This window comes from Spiroplasma endosymbiont of Cantharis rufa, assembly GCF_964019665.1.
GTDB lineage: Bacteria > Bacillota_I > Bacilli_A > Mycoplasmatales > Mycoplasmataceae > Spiroplasma_A.
The window spans coordinates 595,736-611,277 of the sequence record NZ_OZ026459.1; the positions used below are offsets into that span (position 1 = coordinate 595,736).

Genomic DNA, 15,542 nt, shown 5'->3' on the forward strand with positions numbered 1-15,542 from the left:
ACCATATAAAAGGCGGAAAAATCATGGAAAATTGCCAAACTCAATTTAGAGGATTTGATATATCATGATATACAAAAAATAAAACAAAAAGTTTCTTGAAAAAATTAGGAACTAGTTTTGGTTTTGTAATTATTTTAATGCCTATTTTTGGAATTATTTTATCGATTGGAAATGTTACAAAAGTAGATCTACTAATTAATATCGGAAGTATTTTATTTTCAAATATTGGTATTTGATTTGCACTAGCAATTATTATAGGTTTTACTTCAAATAAGGGAGTTGCTGTTTATTGTGGGATTTTATCTTATTTAGTCTTTAATGTTTTTATTTGAGCTTCAATTAAAGATAATTCAGTCAATAAAAACTTATTTGATATTTGATTTTGAAAGGACTTGCAAAAAAACCTCTATCTTTCAAAATTATTTTTTGGTGGCTTAGAAACATTTAATTCAGGAGTTATTGGTGGCATTCTTGTTGGAACCTATGTTATATTTATTTATAAGAAGTTTAAAGATATAAATTTACCAAAGGGTTTAGAATTTTTTGCTAAAGAAAGATTTGTAATAATTTTAACTATTATTTTTTCAATGGTTTTTGCTTCTTTTTTTATAATAGTATGACCAATATTTGGTTATGTTTTGTCCATGATGGGAAGTGTTGTTGCCAAATCACCAATTGGATTAGATGCTTTTATATTTAGAACAATACAAAGAATGTTAATACCATTTGGTTCAAATTTACTTTGACAATCTCCAATGTGATATACCCAAGTAGGTGGTGATTTAAATTCATATCAGCAAGACTTATTAATTCAATATCTTTTAAGAGAATCACATGGTGAAAATCTAGCTATTGTAACTGAACTTTTAAATATTAAAGAAAAGGGATTTGGACAAGAAGAAATTACTACTATTTTTAAAACTTATTTAGGAGAGAGTAATTTTAATTTAATTGAAACTCCAATCAATATTTGATTTAAAGAAACTGAAAGCATTTTTCAATCAAATCCAAGTGGAGATCAAATTATTTGAAATATTGTTTCAACTAATAAATATATTACCGTTGATGATTGTTGAAATGTGGGTCTAAGAGTAAGTAGATTTATTTCCGGAGGTTACATAAACTCAATTTTTATTTTACCAACTTTATCATTAACTTTGTTATTAATGACACCAAAAGGGGAGAAAAGATCAAAAATGGGTGTATATATTACAGCTGCTTTAACAGCTATGCTTGTAGGAGTAACAGAACCTGTAGAATATCTATTTTGTTATTCAATGCCTTTATTTTATTTTGCTATTTATTGTCCTTTAAATGGTATTTTAGCAATGTTAACTTCATTGTTAAAAGTTAAACTAGGTACATCATTTTCAACTGGTATTTTTGATTTTATATTAAGTGGTATTATTCCAACTTCTAATGGAGTAAATACAAAAATATGAATAATTCCAATAATAGGAGTTATTGCAAGTATCTTTATATTTATTATTGCTTTCTTTTGATTTAAGAAATTTAGTAGTGAAAAAAATAATCATATGATAAATGCCAAGTTATTGAGAGACTCAATTTATAAATTAATTGAAGATTTTGGAGGAATTAAAAACATTCTTAGTTATCAGTTAACTCAAAAAGACTTAACTATTAAATTTAAAAACAGTAGTAATACAATAAACTTATTCGACCATTTTGAAAAAATTGAAAAAAAAGATGACACTATGATTTTTTCAATCATTGATAGCAATAAAGAAAAAACTGAGATATTAAATTTTATTATTTCAAATAAAAATAAGAAAAAAATATTTAAAAAAGAACTTCAATAGTTCTTTTTTAAATATTATCATTAATTGTTTTTATAATATTAAAGGCAACTTCACTTTTTTTTGCCTTATTAAACTCAATAGCTTTTTTATTTTTTGTTAATAATATTTTAATTTCATTAGTATTTGATTCCATAGCATTTGCTAGATTTACTACTAGCATATCAAGATTTTTTTCTTGTGCTTTTTTTCAAGCTTTTTCTAAATCAAAATCATTTGCTAAGGAAAAACCAACAAGGAATTGATTTTTTTTAACTTTTCCCAATTCCTTTAAAATATCAATTGCAGGAAGTAGTGTTAAATTTAAATCCTTGCTTGAAAGAGATCTTTTTTCTATTTTTTTATCTATATAATTTTCAACTTCAAAGTCATATAAAGCAGCTGAACAAATGACAATATCTGATTTATCAAAGTTTTTTAACATTTGTTCTAGCATTTCAGAGTTTGTTTTTACGTAAATATTATCATTATCTGAAATATTTGGTATTTGTGTATCACCAAACACAGTTTTTAACGCCTTACAATTTGTTTTTAGGATTTTTTTTAATTCAGAGCCCATTTTACCACTACTTGCATTTGTAATATATCTAACTTTATCAATATAACTTCTAGTTTTACCAAAATTGAGTAGAACTGTTTTATTTGATAAGTTTTTAAAACTGTTTAGTTCTAAATCAATAACTTTTATAACTTCCTCAGGTTCTAATGATCTACCAATTCCTTCATGACCACTTGCTAATTTACCATATTTTGGTTCAATTCACTTAACATTTCCACTAGACTCTAAAATATGCTTATTTTTCTCTAAAATAGGGTTTAAATACATATTTGAGTTCATACTTGGGAATAAAACTGTTTTGTAATTTGAAACAGAGAATATTAAACTAGCTAAATCATCAGCTATTCCATTGGCAATTTTACCAATATAGTTGTAAGAAGCAGGATAAACCACATTTAGAGTGCTTTGAAAAGCAATTTTTATATGTTCACCATAATGATGTGAATCATAGAAATTTCTATCAAATATGTCCTCTAAAAAGTTAATATCACCAAAATTAACAAACTTTTTAGCATTTTTAGTTGTTATTAACTTAACTTCATATTTTTTTGTCAATAATTGATATAGTTTTAAAGCTTTACTAGCTCCAATTCCTCCTGTAACTATTAAATTTATTTGTTTTTTCATGATTTTTTACCTATTTCTTTAAATATTATCTACTTTTTTGTCACTTTTTTCACTTTTTTTACAAAAAATATAGACACAAAGCAATTTACAATCTATAATTATTGTTGACTAGGAGTTGAAAAAATGGCAAGTGTTGTTGTACGCGAAGGTGAACCAATTGAAAAAGCACTGAAACGTTTTCAAAAAGTAGCTGCTTCAAATAAATCAGAAGCAAGAAGACGTGAATATCATTTAAGTAAAAAAGAAAAACGTATTTACAAACAAAAACAAAACAAAAAATTTGGTTAAAACAAATTTTTTTTATTTAAAATTGGATTTAAGCTAATTTTTACAACTTCATAATATTTTTAAAATATTTTATAAAACTTTATAAATTCTTTTGTTAAATAAAAAAATAATTATTTTATTATTTCTAATCTTAATAGAAGCAAATAAGATATAATTATATGTAATAATAAAACTTTAAAGGAGAAATTGTGTAATGAAAAAGAAGGACAAAAAAGCGTATTCAATTAACAATTTATATTCACTTGGATCATTAGAAAAACTTGAAAGTGGCAGAACTGTTGGTAAACCAGAAGCAGTAGTAAATAATCAAATTTCAAAAATTGAATTATTAAGAAAGTCAAATAGTGCGGGACCTTCTAAATTAGCGGATTTTCCTGAAGAAATTAAAAAGGCAATTAAAAATAAAGCAAGAATTCATGATATTTTAAATAATGGAAGAAACTTTACTGTTGAAGATTTAAAAATAAAATTAGCAATGGAAAAGAAACCAATTAATAAAAAAAGAGCAAGTCAAATTAAAGAAGAAAGAATTGCATTCTTTAAAGAAAATATTGAGAAATTAAAACAAAATAAAAAAAGAAAAATAAAAATAGTATATGAAGAATAAAATACTTATATTGATAAAATTTAAATTATTATAAAAATTATATTCAAAACAAAACTTGTTTTGTTTTTTTTATTTTATAACGATTATGTAATAGGGGTGATACTTTAATGTATTATTTAGAAGGTACTATAACAGAACAAAATGAAGATTTTCTTTTATTAAAAGTTAATAATATTGGTTATAAAGGTTACAAAATTTTTAGTGAGAATTTACAACTTAATAAAATGCTTCTTTTGTATGTTATAAATTATAAAAATGATTATTCTAATGCTTTACTATTTTTTCAAAGTAAATCAATAAGAGATTTAGTAGAATTAATTTTAAATATTAAAAATATTGGAATAACAACTATTAAAAAAATATTTAGAAATTTAAATGAGTTAGATTTTATTAAAATTTGCAAAGAGCAGGATATAAATTCTCTGAACAGAGTTTGTAATTTATCTGAAAGTATTTCTAAAAAAGTTATCAGTGAAATAAGATTAAAATTATTTAATGAGAAATATAGTTTAAAACAAATGAATGTAATAAATTCTTTAAACAAACTTGGGTATAAATTATCTGATATTTATAAAGCTATTCAAAATATTGATTTAAATTTAAGTGAAGAAATTCTTTTATCTAAAACAATTTTAAGTTTGAACAATTATGGAAAATAATATTTTTAGACCAAATAGTTTAAAGGAATTTATTGGACAAACAAATATAATAAATAATTTAAATATATTTGTAAAGTCTGCTCAAAAAAGAAATAAAAGCTTAGATCATATTCTTATTTATGGGTCGTCTGGTTTAGGCAAAACAAGTTTAGCTTATTTAGTTTCTAAAATAATAAATAAAAAAATTTATATTTTAAATGGTCAAAGTTTACAAAAACCAAGTGATATTATTTCACCTTTAACATCTTTAAAAGAAAATGAAATTTTATTCATTGATGAGATTCATTCTGTTTCAAAAGAAGTTTTTGAAATTTTGTATCCAGTGTTAGAAGATAATAAATTAAATATAATAGTGGGTAAAGAATATAACTCAAAAGTTGTAAATATAAAAGTTGCAAATTTTACTTTAGTTGGTGCAACAACAGAAATAAATAAATTAGCTGAGCCATTTAAAAATAGATTTCCCATATTATTTCACTTTCAACATTATAGTGAAAATGAGATTGCAGATATAATTGAATTAAATTGTAAGAAGTTAGAAATAGATTTAAATAATGAAGTAATAAATTATATTTCAAAGTTTTGTCAAAATACTCCAAGAGTTGCAATTAATCTTTTAAAAAGAATTTATGATTATATTATTACTTTAGATCTTAAAAATATTGATATAAAAATTATTAAAAGCATTTTTTTAAAATTGGAAATATATAAATTTGGATTAACAAATCAAGAAATTTCTTATTTAAAACTCTTGTATAAACATTCAATATTAGGCATTCAAACTATTCAACAAGTAATGGGATTACAACAACAAATAATTATAAAATTAATAGAGCCAATTTTAATTAGAAACTTTTTAGTTGAGAAAACCTTTAAAGGAAGAAAGATTACTGAGAAAGCAATTCAATGATTAGAAAAAGAAATTTTAGTTTAAGTATTTATTTTTAAAATGTAAAAAAAATATAAACAAGATATTTAAAATGCTAAAATTAAATTCATATTAAAAGGAGTTATCATGTTAAGAATTTCACGAACTTTATCAAACATTTCTATATATCTTATTCTTACCTTATTAATAAATGTAATGGTTATTTCTATTTTATTAATATCAATAAAACCTCTTATGGAAGGTAGCTATAAATATTTTTTAGATTTAGGAAAATGATTACAAACAAATTTAGATGCAAGTTTAAGTTTAATAAAAGGTATTGGTATTACAATTTTATTAGCAACTTTTATATCATTTATTTTTTTAATTTTCATTTTAATTTTTATCAATTCAAGAAAATCAATATCTCAAAGATTTGGTTACATCTTTGGTTTATGTGCAAGTGGTCTAGGGCTTTTTATTTCAATTTTACCGGCAATAATTTTTAAAGTTTTTAAAAATGGTGATGAGCTTTCAATACTTTTATCTTTAATATTTTTTTTACTGATGGGATTAAGTAATTCACTTTTATTAGTAGCTTCATTATTTGGAATTTTATTTGCAAAAACTTATCTTGATAATTATGAAGATAAAAAAATAATTAAAGAATAAAATAATTTTATTAACTTGTAAATTTGGCAATTTTTTATATTTAATTTTAATAAAAAGTTAGTGTATAATATTGTTAATTGTATTTTAAAGGGGCTATTATGGAAAAGAAAGTTTATAATTTAAAAAAATCAAGCTTAGGTAAAGTAACATTTCAAGATGGTACAGCATTTTGTATGATTCAAGGTAAAGGTGATAGCGGTGAAATTTTTAGAGAAATTTTAATAATTAAATCTCTAGAAGAATTAATAAGAACTTTTCCTAAATGATCATTAGAAATTATTTCTTCAAATATAAATGATATAGCTGAATTGAATAATAAAATTAAAGATTGATTAATTCAAAATTGAATGGAAACTGAAATTCTTTCTTTTAAAAGAGAAATGTACGAAAACTCTGGTTTCGAAGAAATAAAAAATATGGATCCAATTGATTTTATTAATTCTGAACCTGAAATTCCTCAATTGATTTTAGTTCATATTGCAAACGGAAATACAAATGGTCATTTAAGAATACCAATAAATGATTTAGAAATATCAATAAGGTATATAAAAAATATTTTAGCAATTAATTTCTGAGAAGATGGTGTTGTAAAATAATAATAGTGAATATATTAGATTAATTCTCTAAGTATACAAAATGTATAAATATCATTAAAGTGTACAAGGAGTTTTTTCTTTTTTCTTAAAAAGTAAAAGGATAAATTTTTAAAGACAAATAATAAATATAATTTAAAATATTTAGAACTAATATTTTTTTATGTAGTGTAACCTTTTTTCGGACACATTTTAAAAATACTTTATATATTGATATAAAATATTTGTGAACGAAGAGAGGTTTTATTTTGACTAAGTATTCAATAAATCAAAAAATTGAATTAGTATTAAATTTTTATAAATCCAATTTATTATTAACGCAGTATTCAAAAGCAGTAGGAATTGATAAATCAAGATTAAAAAACTGAATAAAAATTTATGATGAAAATGGAAGAAATGGATTTAAAAAGTCCTTTAAAGCCAATAATGAGGAGATTATAAATTTAAAAAAAGAGCTTAAAAAATCAAAAAGAGAGAGTGAAGATTTCAAATTAAGAGATGAAATGTTTAAAGAATTAAGAGAAATGATTGATAGAAAGAAGTAAATAAGTGAGAGTTAAACACATTTAAATCAAAAGTAGTTTATAACTTTACAATTAAATACCCAAATATTGCAATTAGAAGACTTTGCAGACTAATTGATCTAGCAAAAAGTACTTACTATGATTGAATATCAAAAGGTAAACCAAAAATTAAGGCTATTAATTGAGATTTAGTTTTGAGAATTAATGATGTTTATAAAAATGAAGTTAAAATCTATGGATCTAGAAGATTATTGAAGTATTTAGATTTAAATTGTAGTCATAAAAAAATTCTGAGAATAATGAAGTTTCTAAAGTTAAAACCTAATAACTATAAAATAAAAAAGAATAAATCAGTTACTCCAGAAAAAATTGGTAAGTATCCTAGATTATTCAAATATCAAACAGATTTGAAAAAATATGGAGATATTTTCTCTGTAGATATTACAGAGAAAATAATAGCAGGATGCAAACTATATACTTGTGCTTTTTATCATGTAAACACTAAAAAAGTTTATGGTTTGGTAACTAAAAATATTAAAGGTATGAAATTAGTATTAGAGTCATTTTTTAATATGGTTAATGAGTTTGGAACTTTTAAACCAAACTCAATTATTCACTCTGATAATGGCTCAGAATTTAAATCTTATCAATATCGCTTAGCTACAATGTGATTTGGTTTTGGCTTAAGTATGTCTAGAATTGGTAGATCAACGGACAATGGATATATTGAAGGTTTTTGAAGTACTCTTAAAAGAGAAGCAATTAAGGAAGGATATAAATACAATGTTGTAAATGAATATATTTATAATTTGAAAATGTATCAATATTTTTATAATAATAATAGAGTTAGTTATAAAATATAGGTGTCCGAAAAAAAGGAACAGTACAACTAATATTTTTTTACTTCAATAATATATATATTTAAGTAAATTTTTAAATTAAAATGTGAGAATGCGATACCCTAAGTTTACCAGTTTGCAATATTTGCAAACTGTTTTTTTCTATTTATATTATATTTAAAATCATGATTTAAATTTCACATTTCTACAAAATTTGCGAACTTATTATGAAAATCCTTCATTGAAGTAAATTCATTACTATATTGTTTATAAAATTTATTTTTCACTCATCCATTAAGTGATTCGGTTGGAGCATTATGTTTAAAACCCGCTTCAGACATAGAATGAATTAAAAAATTACTGTTCTTATTAACAAAACTAAATATCATTTTATTGGCAAATGCTGTGCCTCTATCTGTTTGTATTAAAAATTTGGATATTGAGAAGTTCTTAACATAATTTTTAATTTTATTAAAAACTTTAAAAGCATTATTACTATTTTCTGTTCTATCGAAGGAATAAGAAACTATATTGTTATTAGATCAATTGTATCCAAAAATGACAACTTGATTTTCTAATACTCCTTTGATTCTTATTTTCATATGGCTTCCATCAACTCCAATAACATTCTTCTTTTTAAAATTATTCATAATTAAATCTTTTCTAATATAACTATTACTTTTATTGATACCTAAGTTATTTCTCTTATTTCTTTGAAAAAGTAGGCATTTTAAATATATTTTCTCTTTGAATTTTTCTTATTTCTCTAATTGAAATATTTAAATTATAAGTTTCAAAAATTCATTTATTAATTATATTAGCACCTGAAACAAAGCCTTTAAAGGTTTTGAAGTATTGTTCAATATAAAAATTAGCATTTTTTAAAACTTTTCTTTGAAAAATTGGAAAATTAGGTAATGATAATTTTTCTTTGAAAATTTTTATTGGTGACATTAGAACAAATCTTCTTTTAAATTTTGAATAACCTTGTTTAGATACATAAAAGAAATTAATTAATTTATTAGTTCCCATTCCATATAACGCTTCAAATTTGTATATTATGCAAAAAGAATAATGCTTATAAATTTTTGTCTTTGTTATCTGAATTAAGTCCTTCTTGCTCATTTTCATCATGTTGATGATCATCTCCGTTGTGCAAGAAGGAATGGACTTTTCCAGAATTTCATATCTTGCATTTGAAAGTAGTACTAATTCATTTGACTCCTTTAATTGTTTCTTTAATTTAGCTATTTCTTTTTCATATTCTTTTATACTTTTATCTTTAAAATCTTTTTTCAATTTATTTGCCACTATATTAAACTCCTTACAAAAGTTAGTATTATTATAGTTTAAATTTGAGTATTTTCTATTTCATAAATAAACTAATTGTACTCCAGAAGTTAAATTGTATTCTTCTACTAATTTTTTTGGTGTATGACCTTGATTAAACTTTTTTGTAACCTCTATTTTTAATTCTTTACTGTATTTTGTTTTTTTCATTTTTTCCTTTCATTAAAAAAACCAGTAGTAAAACTACTGGTAAACTTAGGTTACCTTTTTCTGTGTATTAAAAAAATAACCTCTGAATATGGACGTAAAAAATTTTATATATTATAAAATACAACCAAAAAAATAATTATAAAAACCTATAAAATTAACTTAAGTAGTAAAACTAGATTATTAAATATTTACTAATATTTTTTTAAATCGAGTAGAAGGTATTTTAGCTAAAATAAAAAAATGTAGATAACTTTTAAAAATACATAAATGAAGATTTATTTTTTATGCTTTGAAAATTAAATTCAACTGAATATAAATTTCTTTTTTTATTTGTTATAATTTTAAAAGGTGATAAATTTGAAAAAAGTAATTAATTTTTTTAGTATTTTAACTTTGTTAAGTTCAACAACAGTTGCAGTTGTGGCTTGCGGGAACACTGAAAATAGTAATAGATTTTATGAGACTAACTATAATAAAGCATTTCAAACAGTTTTTAATAATCAGAATAACACTAAAATAAAAGAATTTTCTATGCTTCCTGATTTAGAAAAAAAACTTGGGATTCCAGAGCCAGAGCCTAAAATTGAAAAACAAGCGCAACTACTTAATTTAAGTGGAAATGAATTAAAATTAAATTGTGCTGAATTTATTTGCGATGGAGATAATATTTTTTTTGGTAATGAACTTAGTTTAGACCAATATGGTAATGTTGGAAATGATAATAATATAAAAGATAGAATAATGACACAATATGCTTTGGATGATTTGGCTCAATGATTTAATATAGAACCTAATGAAAAGAGAAATATTTTTTATGACTATTCAAATCTAGAGTTAAGTTTAGATTATTCAAAAAATATATATTTTTTTGGAAAGTATAGAAAAGAAGAAAATTTAATTCTTTGATCCAAACAAAATAGTTTAGAAATAATTGATAAAAAGAAGGATAAAAAAATTAATACAACATTTAATTTTTTTGATAAAGAATTTATTTTAAATGAAGAAATTATTAAAAATTTACTTTTGGCTGAATCAGTTAATATTGAAACTGAAGAAATAATTGAAGATAACGCAGAAGAAAAAGAGATAAATAATATTTTAAAAATATCTTTTGAAGATGTTGATAATACAAAAAAAATGGAAAAAATAAACATTGTAAAAAACTTATTTTATTACTATCAACAGGATTTAGACTTTAAATTAAATAATAATGAAACTGAAGAAAAAGAATTAGAAAATACTCAAGAAAAGTATGAGTCAATTAACTTAAAAAGTTTTAATATAGATAGTATAAAAATTGATAAAATTTCTATAGAAATTAATATAAAAGGGGAAGAAAATGAAGAAAATAATTTATATTCTATCTAGTTTATTTATAATACCAACTTCAGCAATTATGAGTGTTTCGTGTGACCCATTAATTTCTATTGCATCGAAAAGTTTTACTGGTTTTACAAATGACATAAATATATTTTTCAAAGATAATGAGACTATTAAATTATATAATCTTGAATATTTGGAATTTATAAATGATTCATGAGAACACAATGGTTTTGAATCAAGTTTATCTTCAAATAAAATAGCAAATAATAAAGTTGAGTTAGATTTAGATAATCCAACTGAAGCTGAATTTATAAAGATATTAACAGAAATTTATAATCCAAGTATAATAGAAAATTCTTATTATTTTACAGGAATGACAATTATTGTAGAAAATATTTTTTTAAACTCAATAGTTGTTAAAAATGTTGATGGAGCCTATAGTACAAAAGTTGAATCAGATTTAGCTTTAACTATAAAAAAGGGATGAAAAGACCAAGGAAAAGTATTAGCATCCCTAACTAACTCAAATCCTTTAAATAAAAGTGAAACATTTAATTTTATAAATAAAATAATTGATGGAATTAATTTTAGATTAAAAGTATTAGAGAAACAGAATGAAAAAGGCGATTGAGACTATGAAATCGAAGGTACATTAAATGAAGATCAAAAAAAAGCATTTATTTCTAAACTAACTTGATCAGCAAAAACAAAATTATCTTTAGATTTAACAGGTAAAATAACTTTTGAAAAAAATAGTAGTACTCAAGAAGAATTTATGATTATTGATGGATTTAGGTATAAATTCATTTAAAAAACAATGTCCTTAGACATTGTTTTTTTTAAACTCTTTACTATTATTAAAAATACAGCTAATTAACTCAATTTTTCCACGTAGTTCTTCGCTAATCATGATTCCTTTATTAAATATAATAATTTTAGAGTTTTCATTAATATTCTCAACTGAAAGTCCCTCAATTTCGTTCTCTTCAATTTCTTGACCAATTATATTACCAAAGTAATGTTCAATAATTTCACTTGCTTCTTTTCTTTTTTGAAAGTCAGGGTCATTTTCAACTATAACCATTTCTTCTTTATAAAAGTCACTTTGTTTTGGATTTTCAAGATTTCACTGTTTTAATTTTTTTAATGTTTTTTCTAAATTTTTTTGAAGAATATATTCTAAATCTTCATATTCAATTTCATTTATTGAAGTATCTTCACCTAATTTATTAAGTAAAGTTTCAATAATTTTTAAAGATTTATCTAGATTTTTAGTTATATTGTTTATTTGCATTTTCATTATCAATTCAGTTATTTTTTCTTGAATATTATTAGGATTTTTTTCTATTGTTTCTAATAATTCTGATTGGGCAGCATTACCAATACTTTTAAGATCTTCACTATTTTTGATATTTAAACTATATTTTTCAATAAACTCCTTGATATCAATATATTTACTAATAGTTTCAATATCAGTTTTTACATTATTTAAAATATAAGATGTGACATTTAAATCAGGAGTAAAGTCTCCAAAACCTGGCTCATTATCTTCTATAAAACCATTTCTAAAACCTTCAATTTTTTCTATTATAAAATTTTTGAATCATTTTACTGAAATTTCATCTAAATATTTTTTAAAATTATTTGAATTTTGCATTTATTTTTCACCTTTATAAATATAATAACTTATATTTATAAAAATTATATACCTAAAAATATGATATTATCTTTTTAAAGTAGGGATTAATATGAAAAGGAATTCAATAAAAATAATTGATGAGGGCTACTTTTTACTTAATGAAAACCAAAACTTTAGATTTGACAGAGAAGCTTCTAAAAAGATTCTGGAAAACATTCAGTTTCCAATAATTGTTTTAGATACTGAGTTTTTTAATCATTCACATGATAATGGTGAAAATGAGAAAAAACTATATGATGACAATAATAAAGATTTAGTTTATGTCATACAGTATTCTTTTGCCAAATCTTTAAAAGAGATTTCAAACAGAGATAATAAAAAAGCAATTAAATCAATTACAATTAAAAGAAATTTTAATGATAAAGCATATGACTTTTTTGATCAATATTCAAAAATGATTATTTCATTTTTGAATATGTGTCGAAATAAGGAAATCAGAACAATTGTTTGTGCTGGGGCTAGCAATGATGTAAAAATTATTAATAAATGAATTAATGATAATAAAAGATTATTTGCAAGAAAAACATTAAAAATGGCTTTTTATAATAAAGATAGTAAAGAATTAAATGCTAATTATTTTGATATTTATGATATTTTAGAGAATACTTTTTCATTTTCAAATACTAATAAATTAGGCGAAGAATTTTGAAAACGTGAAAATCTACCTGCAGGAAAACAAAGTAATGAAATGATTGCTTTAACAGGAACAAAAAAATTTTTTGATTGATTTGAAGATATTAATCAAAATATCTTTAAAGATGAAAAAGATGATATTTATACAATGTGTTGTAGTGCATATTCATTTTTTTCAAGATCAGTTAATAGAAAAATGGAATATGAAGAGTTTAAAGCAATGAATAAGAATATAAAAAGAGTAATTGACCATTGCTATAATGATGTCTTAAAAGTTTTAGAATTTTTATCTTTTGTATATGAATTTACACAAGTTCCTTATGCTAAAAATACTTATATTAAAAAATTTTAAGATTTATAAAACAATAAAATTGGTATAATTAAGTTAATAATGTGAGGTGTTTTTAATGTCAAATAAAAAATCTAGAAATTTATTATTGTTAAATTATTTTAAACCCTCTATCTATCTTGAAAGTTATGAAAAGATAAATTTGGACTCACTAAAAAATAGTGGAATAAAACTAATAATGTGTGATATGGATAATACATTAATTGGGTGAAACGAAAGAATTCCTTCACCAAATGTATTAAATTTTATTAAAAACGTTTATTCACACAATATGGAATTTGTCTTATTTTCTAATAATATTAGAAGTAGGGTCGAAAATTTTGCCAAAAAAGCAGGAATTAAAAATTACTTTTGAGATTGCAAAAAACCACTTTTAGGTAAGATGAAATTAGTTAAAAAGCTATTTAAATATAAAGAAGAAGAAATGATTATAATAGGTGATCAACTTGTTACAGATGTACTTGTTGCAAATAGAGCACATATTAAAAGTATCTTAGTCTCACCCTTAAGTAGAAATAAAGAGGAAAGTAAAACAATACAGTTTTTAGAAAAACATATTTTGAAAAAATTGTCACAAAAAAATATCTTACATGAGGGATTCTATAATGAAGGAGAAATTGGAGGTAACTATGAAATTCTCTAATAATGAAAAATTAAATGAAATTGAAAAACAATTGGAAGATTTGGAAGATAAGGCCTTACAAATTAATGCTAATAGTGAAGAAGCAGAATCAATTAAAATTAAACAAAGAAGTAAAGTTAGTTTAACAGAAGCTAAACCTGGTATTGGTAATACTACAAACTATCAATCACAAGCACCTAAAAAATGTATTGGTTGTGGAAAAGAGTTGCAAACTCTTGATAAAAGATTACCAGGATTTAGTTTAAATATTGAAAAACAAGATTTATGTTTAAGATGTTTTAAGATAAAGTACTACAATAAATTAGTAGAACAAGAAATTAATGATAAGGATTTTATTGATATCATTGATGAAATAAATCAAACTAAAAATAAAATTAGATATTACTATGTAGTTGATATGTTTGATTTACCTGGAAGTAGATTAACTTGATTAGAAAAATTAATATCAAAAAAGGAAGTCGTTATTTTAGTTAATAAAATTGACTTATTCCCAAAATCAGTAAAAAAATTAAAAATTTTAAATTATGTTAAAAAATTCTTTGAAGATTCACCAATTGCTGGTTCAAAAATAATATTTACTTCATCTCTTAAAGCTGACTATATTTTTCCATTAGTAAATGAATTAAAATCAGTAGAGTATGATCAATATATTGTTGGAATTTCAAACGCTGGTAAATCAAGTTTAATAAATGCTTGTCTAACATATAATAATCAAATTCCTTCAATTGTTACTTCAAAATATGTTAATACAACTTTAGATAAAATTAAAATTAACTTTACAGAGAATAACTTTGTTTATGATACACCTGGTCTTGTAAAACACAATCATATAGCTATTGCAACTGCACCAAATTACTGAGATTTTTTCTTTTTTAAAAAGGAAATTAAGCAAGTTACTTATCAGTTAAATGCTGGTCAATCAATTTTTTATGGAGGACTTGCATGATTTAGTTTTGTTGAAGGTCAAGCAATTAATGAAAAAAATCATAAACCAACTAAAACTAATTTTCATTTTTATATCAATAAACAAATGCCTTTACATAGAACAAAAAAAGTAAATGCACAACAATACTTTAAAAAGAATCGTTACAATTTATCTCCAAGATTACTTTCAAGTGATAGTGATTTTGAAGTTCACAGTTTTGTATACAATGATGAGAAAAAAATAGATCTACATATTTCAGGTTTGGGTTGAATAAATTTTAAGACTTATAAAGGTATGAAATTAGAAATAACTGTACCTAAAACAGAATATGGAATAAAAGTAAGTCAGTTAGAAGCATTGATATAAAAAAAATTAAAAAAGTTATTTACTTTTTTTTTTTTTTTTGCTAAATTTATT

Annotated in this window: 18 protein-coding genes; 14 read left to right on the forward strand and 4 right to left on the reverse strand. The window is 22.4% G+C overall.

Translation table 4 applies throughout. From position 1 onward, the window contains the following. The first annotated feature begins 23 nt into the window (after positions 1-23). A complete protein-coding gene (locus tag AACL15_RS02615; RefSeq protein ID WP_339035036.1) occupies positions 24-1,820 on the forward strand; it encodes a PTS transporter subunit EIIC in 1,797 nt (598 codons plus the stop codon). 7 nt (positions 1,821-1,827) lie between these two features. Here AACL15_RS02615 and coaBC read toward each other — a convergent pair whose 3' ends face one another. Beyond that, entirely contained in the window at positions 1,828-3,003 is a 1,176-nt protein-coding gene (coaBC, locus tag AACL15_RS02620) for a bifunctional phosphopantothenoylcysteine decarboxylase/phosphopantothenate--cysteine ligase CoaBC (protein ID WP_339035038.1), read from the reverse strand. Between the two features lie 123 nt (positions 3,004-3,126). Between coaBC and rpsU the strand changes: the two genes are divergently transcribed. From rpsU to AACL15_RS02660, 8 genes are all read left to right on the forward strand, one after another. Further along, on the forward strand, positions 3,127-3,291 hold the full coding sequence (rpsU, locus tag AACL15_RS02625; RefSeq protein WP_162684848.1) for a 30S ribosomal protein S21: 165 nt from the start codon (positions 3,127-3,129) through the stop codon (positions 3,289-3,291). A 193-nt stretch (positions 3,292-3,484) separates the two neighbouring features. Next, the gene (locus AACL15_RS02630; RefSeq protein ID WP_339035043.1) at positions 3,485-3,898 is read left to right on the forward strand and encodes a hypothetical protein; all 414 of its coding nucleotides are present in this window, start codon (positions 3,485-3,487) and stop codon (positions 3,896-3,898) included. A 107-nt stretch (positions 3,899-4,005) separates the two neighbouring features. Then, the gene (locus AACL15_RS02635; RefSeq protein WP_339035045.1) at positions 4,006-4,557 is read left to right on the forward strand and encodes a hypothetical protein; all 552 of its coding nucleotides are present in this window, start codon (positions 4,006-4,008) and stop codon (positions 4,555-4,557) included. After that, a complete protein-coding gene (gene ruvB / locus AACL15_RS02640; RefSeq protein ID WP_339035047.1) occupies positions 4,547-5,491 on the forward strand; it encodes a Holliday junction branch migration DNA helicase RuvB in 945 nt (314 codons plus the stop codon). Before AACL15_RS02635 ends, ruvB begins: the two co-directional genes overlap by 11 nt. Positions 5,492-5,572: 81 nt before the next feature. Beyond that, positions 5,573-6,097 (forward strand): hypothetical protein, encoded by a 525-nt coding sequence (locus AACL15_RS02645; protein WP_339035048.1) that lies wholly within the window; start codon positions 5,573-5,575, stop codon positions 6,095-6,097. 98 nt (positions 6,098-6,195) lie between these two features. Beyond that, positions 6,196-6,693, forward strand: a complete 498-nt coding sequence (locus tag AACL15_RS02650; RefSeq protein WP_339035049.1) for a hypothetical protein — start codon at positions 6,196-6,198, stop codon at positions 6,691-6,693. 245 nt (positions 6,694-6,938) lie between these two features. Then, on the forward strand, positions 6,939-7,235 hold the full coding sequence (locus AACL15_RS02655; protein WP_339033477.1) for a hypothetical protein: 297 nt from the start codon (positions 6,939-6,941) through the stop codon (positions 7,233-7,235). A gap of 173 nt (positions 7,236-7,408) precedes the next feature. Beyond that, on the forward strand, positions 7,409-8,077 hold the full coding sequence (locus AACL15_RS02660; RefSeq protein ID WP_339033475.1) for a DDE-type integrase/transposase/recombinase: 669 nt from the start codon (positions 7,409-7,411) through the stop codon (positions 8,075-8,077). Between the two features lie 104 nt (positions 8,078-8,181). Here AACL15_RS02660 and AACL15_RS02665 read toward each other — a convergent pair whose 3' ends face one another. Further along, positions 8,182-8,703 (reverse strand): hypothetical protein, encoded by a 522-nt coding sequence (locus tag AACL15_RS02665; RefSeq protein WP_339035051.1) that lies wholly within the window; start codon positions 8,701-8,703, stop codon positions 8,182-8,184. Between the two features lie 55 nt (positions 8,704-8,758). After that, entirely contained in the window at positions 8,759-9,553 is a 795-nt protein-coding gene (locus tag AACL15_RS02670; protein WP_339035053.1) for a hypothetical protein, read from the reverse strand. 357 nt (positions 9,554-9,910) lie between these two features. Between AACL15_RS02670 and AACL15_RS02675 the strand changes: the two genes are divergently transcribed. Both AACL15_RS02675 and AACL15_RS02680 read left to right on the forward strand, forming a co-directional pair. Beyond that, complete coding sequence (locus tag AACL15_RS02675; RefSeq protein ID WP_339035055.1) at positions 9,911-10,921, forward strand: hypothetical protein; 1,011 nt, start codon at positions 9,911-9,913, stop codon at positions 10,919-10,921. Continuing rightward, on the forward strand, positions 10,893-11,687 hold the full coding sequence (locus AACL15_RS02680) for a hypothetical protein (RefSeq protein ID WP_339035057.1): 795 nt from the start codon (positions 10,893-10,895) through the stop codon (positions 11,685-11,687). Before AACL15_RS02675 ends, AACL15_RS02680 begins: the two co-directional genes overlap by 29 nt. Positions 11,688-11,699: 12 nt before the next feature. On the opposite strand, the gene AACL15_RS02685 is transcribed toward AACL15_RS02680, so the two are convergent. Then, on the reverse strand, positions 11,700-12,533 hold the full coding sequence (locus tag AACL15_RS02685; protein ID WP_339035059.1) for a hypothetical protein: 834 nt from the start codon (positions 12,531-12,533) through the stop codon (positions 11,700-11,702). A 91-nt stretch (positions 12,534-12,624) separates the two neighbouring features. Between AACL15_RS02685 and AACL15_RS02690 the strand changes: the two genes are divergently transcribed. From AACL15_RS02690 to yqeH, 3 genes are read left to right on the forward strand one after another with little or no spacing between them, the layout of a single operon-like run. Then, entirely contained in the window at positions 12,625-13,560 is a 936-nt protein-coding gene (locus tag AACL15_RS02690; RefSeq protein WP_339035061.1) for a hypothetical protein, read from the forward strand. Between the two features lie 55 nt (positions 13,561-13,615). Then, the gene (locus tag AACL15_RS02695; RefSeq protein WP_339035063.1) at positions 13,616-14,200 is read left to right on the forward strand and encodes a YqeG family HAD IIIA-type phosphatase; all 585 of its coding nucleotides are present in this window, start codon (positions 13,616-13,618) and stop codon (positions 14,198-14,200) included. Beyond that, a complete protein-coding gene (yqeH, locus tag AACL15_RS02700) occupies positions 14,187-15,491 on the forward strand; it encodes a ribosome biogenesis GTPase YqeH (protein ID WP_339035065.1) in 1,305 nt (434 codons plus the stop codon). Before AACL15_RS02695 ends, yqeH begins: the two co-directional genes overlap by 14 nt. Positions 15,492-15,542: the final 51 nt, after the last annotated feature.